This is a genomic window from Asanoa siamensis, assembly GCF_016862555.1.
Taxonomy (GTDB): Bacteria; Actinomycetota; Actinomycetes; order Mycobacteriales; family Micromonosporaceae; genus Asanoa; species Asanoa siamensis.
This window is the reverse complement of the sequence record NZ_BONE01000035.1, coordinates 34,448-47,564: the sequence shown is the minus strand read 5'-3', so window position 1 is coordinate 47,564 and position 13,117 is coordinate 34,448. Positions and strand designations below refer to the sequence as shown.

Annotated in this window: 15 protein-coding genes; 10 read left to right on the top strand and 5 right to left on the bottom strand. The window is 73.4% G+C overall.

What is annotated here, in order from left to right:
- Positions 1–66: 66 nt before the first annotated feature.
- The 3 genes from Asi02nite_RS21710 (at position 67) to Asi02nite_RS21700 (ending at position 1,899) form a co-directional block, all read left to right on the top strand.
- Entirely contained in the window at positions 67–510 is a 444-nt protein-coding gene (locus Asi02nite_RS21710) for a peptidoglycan-binding domain-containing protein (RefSeq protein WP_203715713.1), read from the top strand.
- Between the two features lie 106 nt (positions 511–616).
- Complete coding sequence (locus Asi02nite_RS21705) at positions 617–1,417, top strand: YndJ family protein (protein WP_203715712.1); 801 nt, start codon at positions 617–619, stop codon at positions 1,415–1,417.
- On the top strand, positions 1,414–1,899 hold the full coding sequence (locus Asi02nite_RS21700; protein ID WP_203715711.1) for a DUF1990 domain-containing protein: 486 nt from the start codon (positions 1,414–1,416) through the stop codon (positions 1,897–1,899). The genes Asi02nite_RS21705 and Asi02nite_RS21700 overlap by 4 nt, the downstream gene beginning before the upstream one ends.
- On the opposite strand, the gene Asi02nite_RS21695 is transcribed toward Asi02nite_RS21700, so the two are convergent.
- Both Asi02nite_RS21695 and Asi02nite_RS21690 read right to left on the bottom strand, forming a co-directional pair.
- Positions 1,896–2,783, bottom strand: a complete 888-nt coding sequence (locus Asi02nite_RS21695; protein ID WP_203715754.1) for a DNA-3-methyladenine glycosylase family protein — start codon at positions 2,781–2,783, stop codon at positions 1,896–1,898. The two genes, Asi02nite_RS21700 and Asi02nite_RS21695, sit on opposite strands and share 4 nt — an antisense overlap.
- A gap of 26 nt (positions 2,784–2,809) precedes the next feature.
- Complete coding sequence (locus tag Asi02nite_RS21690) at positions 2,810–3,682, bottom strand: spermidine synthase (protein WP_203715710.1); 873 nt, start codon at positions 3,680–3,682, stop codon at positions 2,810–2,812.
- Between the two features lie 63 nt (positions 3,683–3,745).
- On the opposite strand from Asi02nite_RS21690, the gene Asi02nite_RS21685 reads away from it, so the two are divergent.
- A complete protein-coding gene (locus Asi02nite_RS21685; RefSeq protein WP_203715709.1) occupies positions 3,746–4,249 on the top strand; it encodes a SigE family RNA polymerase sigma factor in 504 nt (167 codons plus the stop codon).
- An 8-nt stretch (positions 4,250–4,257) separates the two neighbouring features.
- Positions 4,258–5,565: a TolB family protein gene (locus Asi02nite_RS21680; protein WP_203715708.1), complete on the top strand. Its 1,308-nt coding sequence runs from the start codon at positions 4,258–4,260 to the stop codon at positions 5,563–5,565.
- Here the strand turns inward: Asi02nite_RS21680 and Asi02nite_RS21675 are convergent.
- A complete protein-coding gene (locus Asi02nite_RS21675; RefSeq protein WP_203715707.1) occupies positions 5,547–6,308 on the bottom strand; it encodes a pyrimidine reductase family protein in 762 nt (253 codons plus the stop codon). The genes Asi02nite_RS21680 and Asi02nite_RS21675 overlap by 19 nt on opposite strands.
- 92 nt (positions 6,309–6,400) lie before the next feature.
- Between Asi02nite_RS21675 and Asi02nite_RS21670 the strand changes: the two genes are divergently transcribed.
- Entirely contained in the window at positions 6,401–6,946 is a 546-nt protein-coding gene (locus Asi02nite_RS21670; RefSeq protein WP_203715706.1) for a plasmid pRiA4b ORF-3 family protein, read from the top strand.
- Positions 6,947–7,006: 60 nt separating this feature from the next.
- On the top strand, positions 7,007–8,164 hold the full coding sequence (locus Asi02nite_RS21665) for a glycoside hydrolase family 3 N-terminal domain-containing protein (RefSeq protein WP_239126894.1): 1,158 nt from the start codon (positions 7,007–7,009) through the stop codon (positions 8,162–8,164).
- A gap of 3 nt (positions 8,165–8,167) precedes the next feature.
- Here the strand turns inward: Asi02nite_RS21665 and Asi02nite_RS21660 are convergent, their stop codons facing one another.
- Together Asi02nite_RS21660 and Asi02nite_RS21655 are read right to left on the bottom strand one after the other, a co-directional pair.
- Complete coding sequence (locus Asi02nite_RS21660; RefSeq protein WP_239126893.1) at positions 8,168–9,004, bottom strand: enoyl-CoA hydratase/isomerase family protein; 837 nt, start codon at positions 9,002–9,004, stop codon at positions 8,168–8,170.
- Positions 9,005–9,064: 60 nt separating this feature from the next.
- Positions 9,065–9,229, bottom strand: a complete 165-nt coding sequence (locus Asi02nite_RS21655) for a hypothetical protein (protein ID WP_203715704.1) — start codon at positions 9,227–9,229, stop codon at positions 9,065–9,067.
- A gap of 455 nt (positions 9,230–9,684) precedes the next feature.
- Here Asi02nite_RS21655 and Asi02nite_RS21650 point away from each other — a divergent pair, with 455 nt between their 5' ends.
- The 3 genes from Asi02nite_RS21650 (at position 9,685) to Asi02nite_RS21640 (ending at position 13,052) form a co-directional block, all read left to right on the top strand.
- Positions 9,685–10,023, top strand: coding sequence for a hypothetical protein (locus tag Asi02nite_RS21650; protein WP_203715702.1), 339 nt, complete (start codon positions 9,685–9,687; stop codon positions 10,021–10,023).
- Positions 10,024–10,154: 131 nt separating this feature from the next.
- A complete protein-coding gene (locus tag Asi02nite_RS21645) occupies positions 10,155–11,894 on the top strand; it encodes an ATP-binding protein (protein WP_203715697.1) in 1,740 nt (579 codons plus the stop codon).
- Between the two features lie 12 nt (positions 11,895–11,906).
- Positions 11,907–13,052: an exonuclease SbcCD subunit D gene (locus Asi02nite_RS21640; RefSeq protein ID WP_203715696.1), complete on the top strand. Its 1,146-nt coding sequence runs from the start codon at positions 11,907–11,909 to the stop codon at positions 13,050–13,052.
- The last annotated feature ends 65 nt before the right edge of the window (positions 13,053–13,117 follow it).

Below are 13,117 nucleotides of genomic sequence, written 5' to 3'. Positions count from 1 at the left end.
CCGGTGGGTCCTGGACGGGGTGCCGGTGGAGGGGGAACAAGCGTGAACAGCAGAATTCGCAGGGGGTTGGCCGTTGTCAGTGCCGTCGTGGCGCTCGCCGCGGGTGGGGTGCTCGGTGTCGCCGGGCCCGCGTCGGCCGCGCCGGCCACGTGCAACCTGCACGGCTACTGGTGGTCCTCCAAGTGGAACAAGGACCTGTCCGTGCCGGTCTACCGCAACTCGAGCGGCGTCTGGGTCCGGGGCTGCCAGTTGCGGCAGGGTGACGGGCCCACCCCGGCCGGCACCGGCAGCGCGATCTGGGGGCTCCAGCAGGCCCTGAACATGTGCTACGGCGAGAAGCTGACCCAGGACCGGGACTTCGGCGCACTCACCAAGGCCGCCCTCATCCGGGCTCAGCGGCGCGAGGGCATCTCCGCCGACGGGATCTACGGGCCGCAGACCGCTGACCACCTGGCGTTCCCGGTGTTGTCCGGAGACTTCGTCACCACTCCCTGCCGCAGCTTCTACTGATCGCCGGCCGGGTCGGTCCCGATCAGGGGCCGACCCGCGCCCGGCCGGCGGGCGCATGGGGCACGTCACATCGACCACGGCACTTTGAACGTGTTCAAATGATCTCGTGGTCGTGCTGCTGAACCTCGTCGACGCGCTCGCCATGCTCGTGCTGGTGCCGCTGGCGTTGCGTCTGGTCGGCGCGCCCGTCGCCGTCCGGCGGGTCTGGCCGTGGGTCGCCCTGCCCGCCGCCGTCGCCCTCTGGCTGCCGCGCGGCACCGGCGCCGCCCTGCTCGCCGTCCCCTACCTCGCCCTGACGGTCGTCCTCGCCGCCGGCGCCGTGCGCGGGCTGCGCCGGTTCGCCGCCGCCGACGTCGCCGTGGCGACCGGGCTGGCCGCGCCCGTCGTCGCCGCGTCCGCCCTCGTCGCGGAGCGGGCCGGGCACCGGCTCCTCGGCTTTCCGCTGGAGACGCTCGCGCTCACCGTGCCGCACCTGCACTACGCCGGCCTCGTCGCGGCCGTGGTCGCCGCCCTCGTCTGCCGCGCGACCGGCGACTCGATGCTCGGCCGCGCGGCCGCCTGGTGCGTCCCCGCCGGCACCGGCACCGTGCTGGTCGGCTACTTCCTCAGCGACGAGGTCGAACTCGTCGGCGCCGGCCTGCTGACCCTCGGCATGTGGCTCGTCGCCGGGCTGACCGTCACCCGGATCCGGACGACCGCACCGCGCCGGGTCCGCGTGCTGTTCACGATCTCGTCCGGCATGCTGGTGGTCACCATGCTGCTGGCCCTCGACTGGGCGGCCGGGCACGTGTTCCCGGTGCCGCACCTGTCGATCCCCTGGATGGTGGCGACGCACGGGCTGCTCAACGCGGTCGGTTTCGCGTTGTGCGCGCTGCTCGCCTGGCGACGGACGGAGATTCCGCGATGACCGCTTACACGTACGCCGAAGTGGGCGCGACCGAGACCGGACCCCTGCCCGCCGGGTACGGGCACCTGCGCTACCGCACCGCGATCGGGCACGACGTGTTCGCGGTCGCCGCGCGGGCGGTGCTGACCTGGCGGATGCACCGGGCCGCCGGGATCCGGGTCGAGACGGCTTCGGAGCGGGCCGCGCCGGGCGTCGACGTGACGATGCACATCGGGCCGCTGCGCGCGCCCTGCCGGATCGTCTGGGTCGCCGACGAGCCGGGCCGCGCCGGCTGGGCCTACGGCACGCTGCCGGGGCATCCCGCCCGCGGCGAGGAGGCGTTCGTGGTCACCCAGGACGCCGACGGCACCACCTGGTTCGAGGTGACCGCGTTCAGCGTGCCGGCCGGCCGGCTGATGAAGGCGGCGGGGCCAGGAGCGAAGCTCTTCCAGCGGGCGTACGCGGTCTGGTGCGCGCGGGCGCTGAAACGCCTGGTCCGCTAGAACCTGGCGAACGAGCGGATCGGCATCCTCGGGCCGAACTTGGGGGCCATCAGCCCGCTGGCCTCCATCAGCATGCAGACCCGGCCGCGGTGGCCGCGGAACGGTTCGAGCAGCTCGAGCATCCGGGCGTCGGTGCCGCGGGCCTCACCCGCGAGGCTCCAGGCGACCGTGTTGGGGATGTGGAAGTCGCCGACGCTGACCGCGTCCGCGTCGCCGTACGCGATCCGGACCACCTCGGCCGCCGTCCAGACGCCGATCCCGGTGATCGACCGCATCCGGGTCGTGGCCTCGGCGGCGGTCGTGCAGCGCTCGATCGCGGCGGCCGCGGCGGCGGCCCGGCGCAGCGTGTCGGCCCGCTTCTGCTCCACGCCGAACGGGTGGAAGACCCAGTAGGGCTGGGCCGCGATCACCTCCGGCAGCGGCGGCAGCGTCAGCCCGTCGACCGGACCCGGCGCCGGGGTGCCGAACTTCCGGACCGTCGCCGCGTAGCCGCGGTACGCCTCCTTGCCGGTCACCTTCTGCTCGAAGATCGCCCGCATCAGCCGGGGGAAGACGATGCCGGTCGCCGGGATCCGCCGGCCCCGGTGCACCCGGGCGAGCTCGCGGACCACCGGGTGGGCGGCGGCGAGTTCGGCGAACCCGGCCAGGTCGTCGCGCAGCCCCGCGACCGCGTCGGCCTGCTCCACGACCCACGCCTGACCCGGCCCGTACCCGGTGGCGGTCAGCTCCCGGCCCTGTCGACGGAGGGAGAGCGTGGCCGGGCCGGCCGGCGTGTGCGTCGCCCACCAGAACGTGTCGCCGTCGAACCGGGCGCACGGGTCCCAGCGGCTCATCGGGATCGGACCGACCGAGCCACCGAAGTGGTAGCCCTCCGGAACGCTCATCACCCGCCGCACGTGGTCAACCTAGCTCAGTCGCCTGGGTCCGGGCGGGGCCCGAACATGCCGACCGGTGGCGGGGCGGACGGCGTCGCGTCCGCGTCGGTGACGACCGTCTCACCGCCCTTGAACCGGGTGAGGTCGTCGCCGGTGAGCAACCGGCCCGGAAACCAGTCGCCGGCCACCCGCCGGGCGATGTCCGCGGTCGGCAGCGGTGTGTTGGCCGCCGTCAGCACCAGGTTGCCGAACCGCCGGCCGCGCAGCACCGACCCGTCGGCCACCAGCGCGACCTCGGCGAACACCTCGGCCACCGTCGCGACCTGGGCCTTGGCCAGCTCCAGCGGCGGGCCGTCGGTCATGTTGACCAGGTAGCGCCCGTCGGGGTGCAGCACCCGGGCCGCCTCCCGGACGAACTCGACGGAACGGACACTCGCGGGGGTACGCGCGCCCGCGAACACGTCGACGATCACCACGTCGAACTCGTCGTCGTGGGCCTTCCGCAGCTCGGTGCGGGCGTCGCCGATCCGGACCTTGAGCTTGGGGTCGGGCCGCCAGGGCAGCCGCTCGCGGACGAAGTCGATCAGCTTGGCGTCGGCGTCGACCACCCGCTGCCGGCTGCCGGGCCGGGTGGCGGCCACGTACCGGGCGATCGTCAGCGCCCCGCCGCCGAGGTGCAGCACCCGCAGCGGCATCCGCGGCGGCGCGGTCAGGTCGAGCGACGTGGCGATCCGGCGCACGTACTCGAACTCGAGATAGGTCGGGTCGTCGAGATCCACGTGCGACTGCGGGGCACCGTCGACCAGCAACGTGTACGCGTTCGGCCGGTCGTGGTCGGGCACGAGCTCGGCCACCCCCGAGCCGATCCGCGCGACCACCCGTCGCTGCTGTCCCCGCTGCCGACCCATGCCGTCCAACCTAATCTGCGGGACGACCCCTCCGAACGGGGCGCGGGGAGCGTGTAACCAGACATGGCGGCAGAAGACTCGTTCCGCGACTACGTCGCGGCGCGGCTGGCGGGGTTGTCCCGTGCCGCCTACCTGCTGACGGGGGACCGGCATCTCGCGGAAGATCTGGTGCAGCAGGCGCTCGTCCAGGTCGCCAGCCGGTGGGAGCGGATCTCCGCCGGCGGCGACCCGGACCCGTACGTCCGCCGGGTCCTCTACCACCAGCACGTCTCCTGGTGGCGGCGGCGCCGGCTGGTGGACCGGCCGCACGCGGACCCGCCCGACGTCGTCGTCGCCGACCGGGTCCCGGACAAGGACACCGAGCTGACCGTACGACAGGCGCTGCGCCGGCTGACCCCGCGCCAGCGGGCCGTGCTGGTGCTGCGCTACTTCGAGGACCTGACCGAGGTGCAGACGGCCGAGGTGCTCGGCTGCTCGGTCGGGACCGTCAAGAGCAACACCCGGGACGCGCTGGCCAGGCTCCGGGCCACCGCTCCCGAGCTGGAATACCTCCGGGGGGCGCGATGAACGGGCGGATGCTCCAGGAGATCGCCGACGAGATGCCGCCGGCCCGGCTGCCGGACGACCTGTGGCGGGCCGGGCGCCGGCTGCGGCAGCGGCGCCGGTTCGGCTACGCGGTGGCGGCCGTCGTCGTGCTGGTGCTCGCGCTGGCCGTGCCGACGGTGGCGGGGCACCGACGGGCCGCGGTCGAGCCGGCGGACCGGCCCGGTGCGGTGCCGTCCCGGGTCGAGCAACCCCACCTCTGGCAGGCCGCGGTCGGGCAGTGGCCGGCCGGCGCGGGCGGGCCCGCGGCCCTGGTGTTCTTCACCGCGCGAACCCGCTACTTCGAGAGCACCGGGGTGACGGTCGGCCGCAACGGCAGCTACCGGCTGATCTACCAGGACATCGGCGAGGAGAACGGCCTGCTCACGCCCGACGGGCGCTACTACGTGCGTCCGGGCCTGCGGATGCTCGACCTGACCACCGGGGCGCAGCGGCGGCTGGCCGACGTGGCCGACCGGTCCCGGCCGCTCGCCTTCTCGCCCGACGGCTCGGAGCTGCTGGTCGGCATCGTCAACGACGACGAGGGGATCGTCTACGGCGACGACGCGATTCCCGACAGCGACCCCGAGAAGCCGGACGACCTGATCGCGGTGGACATGCGGACCGGCGCACAGCGCTACGTCGCGGTCGGCCGGATGAACAGCTACACGACCGCGGCCTGGTCGCCGGACGGCACCAGGATCGCGGTGGAGGGGCCGGTCGGGCGCGGCGACGTCGGGCGCCGGCTGTCCGTGATGGACGCCCGTACCGGTGAGCCGATCTCGACGACCGACAACTTCGCGCCCGACCGCCGGCTGGCCGGGCGCGCGGCGTGGACCCCGGACGGCGGGCTCATCGCGCTGCTCGCCTTCGAGGGCTGCACCGAGCGCTGCGACCTGGCCGCCGAGAACGCGCGGCGGTGGCGGCTGGAACTGGCCGATCCCACCAGCGGCAGCATCGTCACCCTGCCGGTGCCGATCGACGGTGCGCCGGGCGAGGTCGTCGGCTGGCGGGACGGGCGCGACGCGGTGCTCACCTACGCGCCCGACCGGGACGACCCGCGCCGGTGGACGCTGGCGGCCCTGCGGCCGAACGGGGAGATCGACACGCTGGTCGACACCCCGCCGGGCGTCTCCGACCTGGAGGTTCCGGACGGCCTGCTGCGCTCCGGCGCCTTCGGCGGGCCGCCCGCCGAGCCGTCGATCTGGGCGGCGCCCGCCTGGGCGTACGCGATCGCCCTGGCGCCGGTCCTGCTGGTGCTCGCGATCGTCCGCCGGCGCCGTCAGCGGGCCCGGGTGTAGCGGAGCAGCAGCAGGTCGTCGGCGAGCAGCGTGTGGTGCAGCCGCAGCGCCACCGGGCCGCCCTCGCGGTGCGGGCCGGCGGTGATCCGGCCGGCCTTCGGGCCGGTCAGCAGCGGCGAGACGGTCAGGCACAGCTCGTCGACGAGGTCGGCGGCGGTGAGCGTGCCGAACAGGTGCGGGCCGCCCTCGCAGAGGATCTGGTCGAGGCCGCGCGCGCGCAGCGCCGCCAACCCGGCGGTGATGTCGACCTCGCGCTCGCCGACGCGGACGACGTCGGCCACGTCCTGCAGGCCCGGCGGCGCGGTCGCCGCCTGCGTGGTGAGCACCACGGGCCGCACCGGCGCCTGCGCGAAGACGGGCGACGCGGGATCGACGGCCAGGCTGGCACTGACCACGGCGAGCGTCGGCGCCTCCGGCAGCCCGTGCGCGCGGCGCCAGGCCCGGCGCGGCTCGTCCAGCGTGACCGCGCCGTAGCCCTCGTGCCGCAGCGTGCCCGCGCCGACCAGCAGGCCGTCGCAGACCTTGCGCAGGATGCCGAAGACGCGCTTGTCGGCCGGCCCGGACAGCCCGGCGGAGTAGCCCTCGACCTCGACGGCGCCATCGACGCTGGTCACGAAATTGACACGAAGCGTGGGGCCTTCGGAGCGCCCGTACCAGCGGGTCAGCTCGTCGTCGTCAAGCTCCGCACCCGCCTGCTGAGCTGCGTCGACACTCCACAGGGCCCGGATCGGCGGCGGGCTCATCCGGCGATCGCGGTGCGGATTGCGGGACGGTGCGCGGGGGTACGGTGCTGACAGTCGCAGCTCATCCGGCAACCCTATCGAGGACGCCACTGATGCCCCGGCAGATCTACCAGCTCAAGGTGACGCTGGCCGACGTGCTGCCCACGGTGTGGCGGCGGGTCGAGCTGCCGGCCGCGTACACGCTGGACAGGGTGCACCGGGTGATCCAGCACGCGATGGGCTGGCAGGACTACCACCTGCACTCGTTCGAGGTCGACGGCGTGCAGTACGGCGACCCGGACCCCGACGGCGAGCTGGCCCTGCGCGACGAGCTGGACGTGCGGCTGGACGCGGTGGCGCACAAGGGCACGCGGCTGCTCTACACCTACGACTTCGGCGACTGGTGGGAGCACGACCTGGTGGTCGAGGACGTCTTCGCGGCCGAGCCGGACGAGCGCTACCCGCGGTGTGTGGCGGGCGAACGGGCGTGCCCGCCGGAGGACGTCGGCGGCGCGTTCGGCTACGCCGACCTGCTGGTCGCCCTCCGGGACACCCAGCACCCGCAGCACGCGGAGCTGCGCAGCCTGGTGATCCGCGGCTTCGACCCCGAGGCGTTCGACCCGGGCCGGGCGACGACGCTGCTCCGCCGCCTCGCCTGACTCCGGTGGAGCCCGTCGATATGGGCGTCAGGTCCGAAGATCGCCCGTAGCGTGGGTGCGGTGAACGATGCGTCCGTGACCCGCCGGCGGCTGCTGGCCGGCGTCGGCTCGGCCGTGGTCGCGGGTCTCGCGGGCTGCGGTGCCAGCACGGCCGAGACGGCCCCGCGACAGCCGGCGAGCCCGACACCCACCTTCGACGAGGCCGCGCTGCGCCGCAAGATCTCCAGCCTGCTCGTGGTCGGCTTCCGGGGCGAGGCGGTCGACGACAACGACTGGATCGTGCGGGCGGTCCGGAACGGCCTCGGCGGGGTCATCCTGTTCGACCGGGACCTGGCGACGGACGGCCCGCGCAACATCACCTCGCCCGCCCAGGTGACCGCGCTGGTCCGCAGCCTGAAGCAGGCCTCACCGGGTCGGCTCATCGTCTCGATCGACCAGGAGGGCGGCCGGGTCGCCCGCCTCAACCCGGGCAACGGCTTCCCCGCGACCAAGTCCGAGGCCGAGATCGGGGCACAGAACTCGCCGCCCGCGACCCGGGCCTGGGCACAGCAGATCGTCGACAGCCTGCGGTCGATCGGCGCCAACCTGAACTACGCACCGGTCGTCGACCTGGACCTGAACCCGAACAACCCGGCGATCGGCCAGCTCGGCCGCAGCTTCTCCGCCGATGTCGGCGTGGTCGTGACCAACGCGACCGAGGAGATCCAGGTCCACCGCGCCGGCGCCGTGAAGACGTCGATCAAGCACTTCCCGGGCTTCGGCACGGCGACGGGCAACACCGATTTCGACGTGGTCGACGTCAGCCGCACCTGGCGGCGCACTGAGCTCTTGCCATTCCAGCAGCTGATCCGCAACGGCATGGCGGACTCCGTACTCGTGGCGCACCTGATCAACACGCAACTCGACCCGCGCCTGCCGACCTCGCTGTCGCGGGCGGTGGTCACGGACCTGCTCCGCGGCCAACTCGGCTTCCAGGGCCCGACCGTCAGCGACGACATGCAGGCCGCCGCGATCCTCAACCGGTACGGCCAGAACGAGGCGGTCACCCTGGGCCTGCAGGCGGGCCTCGACCTGCTCGTGTTCGCGAACCAGCAGGTCTACAACCCGAACATCGTCGAGGAGACCCTCGACAACGTCGTCAACCTCGTCCGCGACGGCCGCGTCACGCAGGCCCAGATCGACCAGGCGGTGGCCCGCGTCGACACCCTGCGCCCGTGATCCTCAGTTCAGACGGTGCGAGGAGAAGTCGACGGAGCGGGTGCCGAGGCGCTCCTCGACGTCGCCCGGCTGCTGGAGGCCGGCCGCGAACGCGCCTTCCGCCCACCGGCGGTAGCGCTCGCCGCCCAGCCGGGCAGCGAAGGCGGCCGACTGCGGCGGGAACTCGCCGTCGTCGGGAAGGGTGATGGCGTCGACCCAGCCCTTCATCTCGGCCACCGCGCCACGGTCGAACGTCGACACCCGGGCGGCGAACGCGGTGACGAACTCGTCGAGGTCGGCATCCGGGACGGCGCGGTTGACGTAGCCGTACCGCTCGGCGAGGTCGCCGTCGAAGTCCTGCGCGCCCATCAGGATCTCCAGGGCCCGCCCGCGACCGACGAGACGCGGCAGCCGGGCCGGAGCCCCGCCACCCGGCGGGACGCTGCCCGCGCCCATCTCGAACTGGCCGATCAGGGTGCGCTCCCGGCTCGCGAACCGGATGTCGGTGGCCAGCAGGAACTCGCTGCCGGCCCCGCGCGCCCGACCGCGGATCTTGCTGATCGTCAGGACGGGCAGCCTGCTCAGGCGCACCATGACGTCGACGAAGGGCTGCTGACCGGTGACCGGCGGCGGCTGGTCGGCCAGGGCGGCCAGGTCGTCGGCCAGATCCCAGTGCGCGATGAAGTAGTCGGAGTTGGCGCTCTCGAACACGATGACGACGAGATCGGGGTCGCGCTCCGCCGCGTCGAGCAGGGCGCGCATCTCGATGATCATCTGCGCGCCGAAGACGTTGACCGGCGGATTGTCGAACGAGGCGCGCCAGAACGCCGGCGACTCCCTGGTGATGGTCAGTTGCCCCACGTGGATCACCTTCCACGGCATCGGGTACGGGCCCGGAACCCCGACCGTAACCGATGCGGCTCACGGCCCGGGCGTCAATGCCCGCTTGCGGGCGACTTCGACGAGCGTGCAGCCGAGGGCGGTGAGCGCGAGGCCGCCGACAGCGGCGATCAGCCAGGGCCGTGGGGGCCGGCCCCACTCCTGTGACGCCAGGTCGAGCAGGTTGCGCCGGCGGCCGGTGGTCATCGCGGATCCCCCCAGAGATAGCGGCAGCGCAACCGTCACAAGCCGCGCCGCGTACGCCTTCCCCCGCCGGCGGGAATCCGCCTCCCTCGCCCGGGGGAGGCCTAGGATGCGCGCGTGACGTTCACCGCGCGGGCCGCCTGGGCCGACACGCCGGCACCGGTGCGGGAGGCCGTCGCCGGGGCGCTCGGCGCCGCGATCGTCGGCCACACGGACCTGCACGGCGGCATGTCACCCGGCCCCGCCGTGGCCCTGCGCCTCGCCGACGGACGGCAGGTCTTCGTCAAGGCCGTGTCCGCCGACGTACGTGCCCACAACCACCGGATGATCCTGCAGGAGTCCGAGGTCCTGGACGCCCTGCCGCCCACGGTGCCGGCGCCCCGCCGGCTCGCCACCGTCACGCACGGGCCGTGGGTCGCGATGGCCACCACCTGGGCGCCCGGCGTCACGGAACGGCAGTGGACCGACGCGACGTCCGCCTCGACAACACGGCCGTCGACGCGGGATCCGCGGTGCTGCTCGACTGGGCGTACGCGGCGGCCGGCGCCCCGTGGATCGACCTCGCGCAGCAGGCCGCGGACGTCGTCGCCACCGGTCAGGTCCTCGGCCCGGAAGCGTCGACGGAGCGGGCTCACCGGCTGTTGCGGGCGCTGCCGCCGGAGGCGTCCAGGTTCGTCGTGGGCCTCGCGGGGATGTGGAGCATCCGCGCCGCGACGATCCAGGACGCGACGATGCCGGGCATCGCCGGCTGGCGGCGCGCGCGGGCGGCCGCGCTGCGTCCGTTGGTGACGAGGTGATCGCCGAGCATCGCCGCGTACCCGCCCCAAAAGGGTGAAACTCTCTTTCATCTCATCTGTCACCCTCCCGCGAGTCGGCTGGGAGCTGGTCGTACTGATGTTGCAAGATGCGAGTCGTGGTAGTGGGAGCGATGGGTGAGCAGAGTGCGGTCGGTCGGGTGCTCGGCACCTCCGACGCCACTCCGCTGCAGTTCTGGACGGCGGTCTCGCCGGGCAGCTACCTGCAGCTCGACGACGTCGTGGTGACGACCCGTGAGCTGCCCGATCGCCCGCCCGTGCGGATCGCCGGCGTGGTGACCCAGGTGCGCGCCCGGCACGAGGGCGCGGTCTTCGACTCCGACGTCTTCTCGATCGCCGACGGCACGCTGCCCGCCCAGGTGCAGGAGGCGGCCGAGATCACCGTCACCCGGGTCGACCCCGAGCTCTACGTCCCGCCCGCGCCGGGCGCGATGGTGCACCGGGCCACCGGCGACCTGCGGGCCGCGGCGCTGCACTTCGACCGGATGGAACGGCAGATCCCGATGGGTACGGGACGCGACGGCATCCCGGTCTACCTCAACGCCGACTTCCTCGACGGCACCCGCGGCGCGCACGTGTCGATCTCCGGCATCTCCGGCGTCGCCACGAAGACCAGCTTCGCGACGTTCCTGCTCTACTCGGTGTTCAACTCGGGTGCGCTCGGTGGCGACGCCGTCAACGCCAAGGCGCTCATCTTCAACGTCAAGGGCGAGGACCTGCTCTTCCTCGACCACCCCAACGTCAAGCTCGACGACCGGACGACGGCCGCCTACGCCGGGCTCGGCCTGCCGGCCAAGCCGTTCGACGACGTGCGGGTCTACGCGCCGCCGCGGCTGGGCGACGCGTCCGGCACGCCCGACGTGAGCAGTCGGCTCTCCGGCGTCGACAGCTTCTACTGGACGCTCGAGGAGTTCTGCGGCGGCGGTCTGCTGCCCTACGTCTTCGCCGACGCCGACGACGAGCGGCAGCAATACACCATGGTGGTGCACGCGGTGACCGCCCATCTGGCCCGGCACGCGGTGCCGGCCGACGGTGGGGTCGCGATCGACGGCACCCGGCTCAGCTCCTACGCCGACCTGGTCGACTTCGTCGTCGCGCAACTCTCCGACGACGAGACCCGGCACGGCTGGACGGGCAGCGCGGTCGGGCTCGGCACCATCAACGCGTTCGCCCGCCGGCTGATCGCCAGCAAGCGCGACCTCGGCCGGTTGATCCGCGGCGACCTGGCCACCCGGCGGCCGCACCAGATCAACACCGACGAGAGCGCCCAGGTCACCGTCGTCGACCTGCACAACCTGCCCGACCGCGCGCAGCGGTTCGTGGTCGGCGTGACGCTCAAGAAGGAGTTCGAGCGCAAGGAGAAGAAGGGCACCGCCAAGCCGCTGCTCTTCGTGGTCCTCGACGAGCTCAACAAATACGCGCCGCGCGAGGGCTCGTCGCCCATCAAGGAGGTGCTGCTCGACATCGCCGAGCGCGGCCGCTCGCTCGGCGTGATCCTGGTCGGCGCGCAGCAGACGGCGAGCGAGGTCGAGCGCCGGATCGTCACGAACTCGGCCGTACGGGTGGTCGGCCGGCTCGACCCCGCCGAGGCGTCGCGCCCGGAGTACGGCTTCCTGCCGCCCGCCCAGCGGCAGCGGGTGCTGCTCGCCAAGCCCGGCACCATGTTCGTCAACCAGCCCGACATCCCGGTGCCGCTCTGTCTAGAGTTCCCGTTCCCGTCGTGGGCGACCCGGCACTCCGAGGCGGGCGCGGCGCCGACCGGCTCGCTGCGCTCGGTCACCCAGTCGGCCGACCCGTTCGCGGTGGTCGGCTCGCGGTCGGGCGCGCTGTCCGACGACGACATCCCGTTCTAGGAGGTCCATCCCGTGCGCGTCCTGCACACCTCCGACTGGCACGTCGGCAAGGTCCTCAAGGGACAGTCGAGGGCCGAGGAGCACGTCGCGGTGCTCGCGCAGGTGGTCGAGATCGCCCGCGCGGAGAAACCCGACCTGGTGATCGTGGCCGGTGACCTGTACGACACCGCGACCCCGACGCCCGACTCGACCAGGCTGGTCACCCGCGCGCTGTCGGCCCTGCGCCGCACCGGCGCCGACGTGGTGGCGATCGGCGGCAACCACGACAACGGCGCGGCGCTCGACGCGCTGCGGCCGTGGGCCGACGCGGCCGGCATCACGCTGCGCGGCAGCGTCCGGGAAAATCCCGCCGAGCACGTCATCGAGGGCACGACCGCCGGCGGCGAGCGGTGGCGGCTGGTCGCCCTGCCGTTCCTGTCCCAGCGGTACGCGGTCCGCGCGGTCGAGATGTACGACCTGACCGCCGCCGAGGCGACCCAGACGTACGCCGACCACCTGTCGCGGCTGCTCGGCAAGCTCACGGAAGGCTTCGGGGAGCCGGGCGTGGTCAACCTGGTGACCGCGCACGTGACGGTCGTCGGCGCGAGCCAGGGCGGCGGGGAGCGCGAGGCGCAGACCGTGCTGGGCTACGCCGTGCCGGCCACCGTGTTCCCGACCACCACCCACTACGTCGCGCTCGGCCACCTGCACAGGGCGCAGACGGTGCTCGGCCCCTGCCCGGTGCGCTACAGCGGCAGCCCGCTGGCGATCGACTTCGGCGAGGCCGAGAACGTGCCCGCCGTGTCGATCGTCGACGTCGGTGCGAAGGCGGCGGCCAAGGTCCGCGAGGTGCCGGTGACGGCCGCAGTGCCCCTGCGCACGCTGCGCGGCACGCTGGAGCAGCTCGCCACGGTCGATCCCGGCGAGGCGTGGCTGCGGGTCTACGTGCGCGAGACGCCGCGGGCGGGGCTGCGCGAGGAGGTGCAGGAACTGCTGCCGCGGGCGCTGGAGGTGCGGATCGACCCGGACCTGGTCGCGTCTGCGCCGGGGCCACGGGCCGAGGAACGGGCCGGCCGCTCACCACGCGAGCTGTTCGCCGACTACCTCGAATCCCGGGGCGTCGAGGACGACGGCGTACGGGACCTGTTCGACGAGCTTTACGAGGAGGCGTCGGCGTGAGGGAGCTTGCGACCGAACCAGGTGGCTCAGCGACCCAGGGCTCCTGCTCGATCTCACGAAGTGAG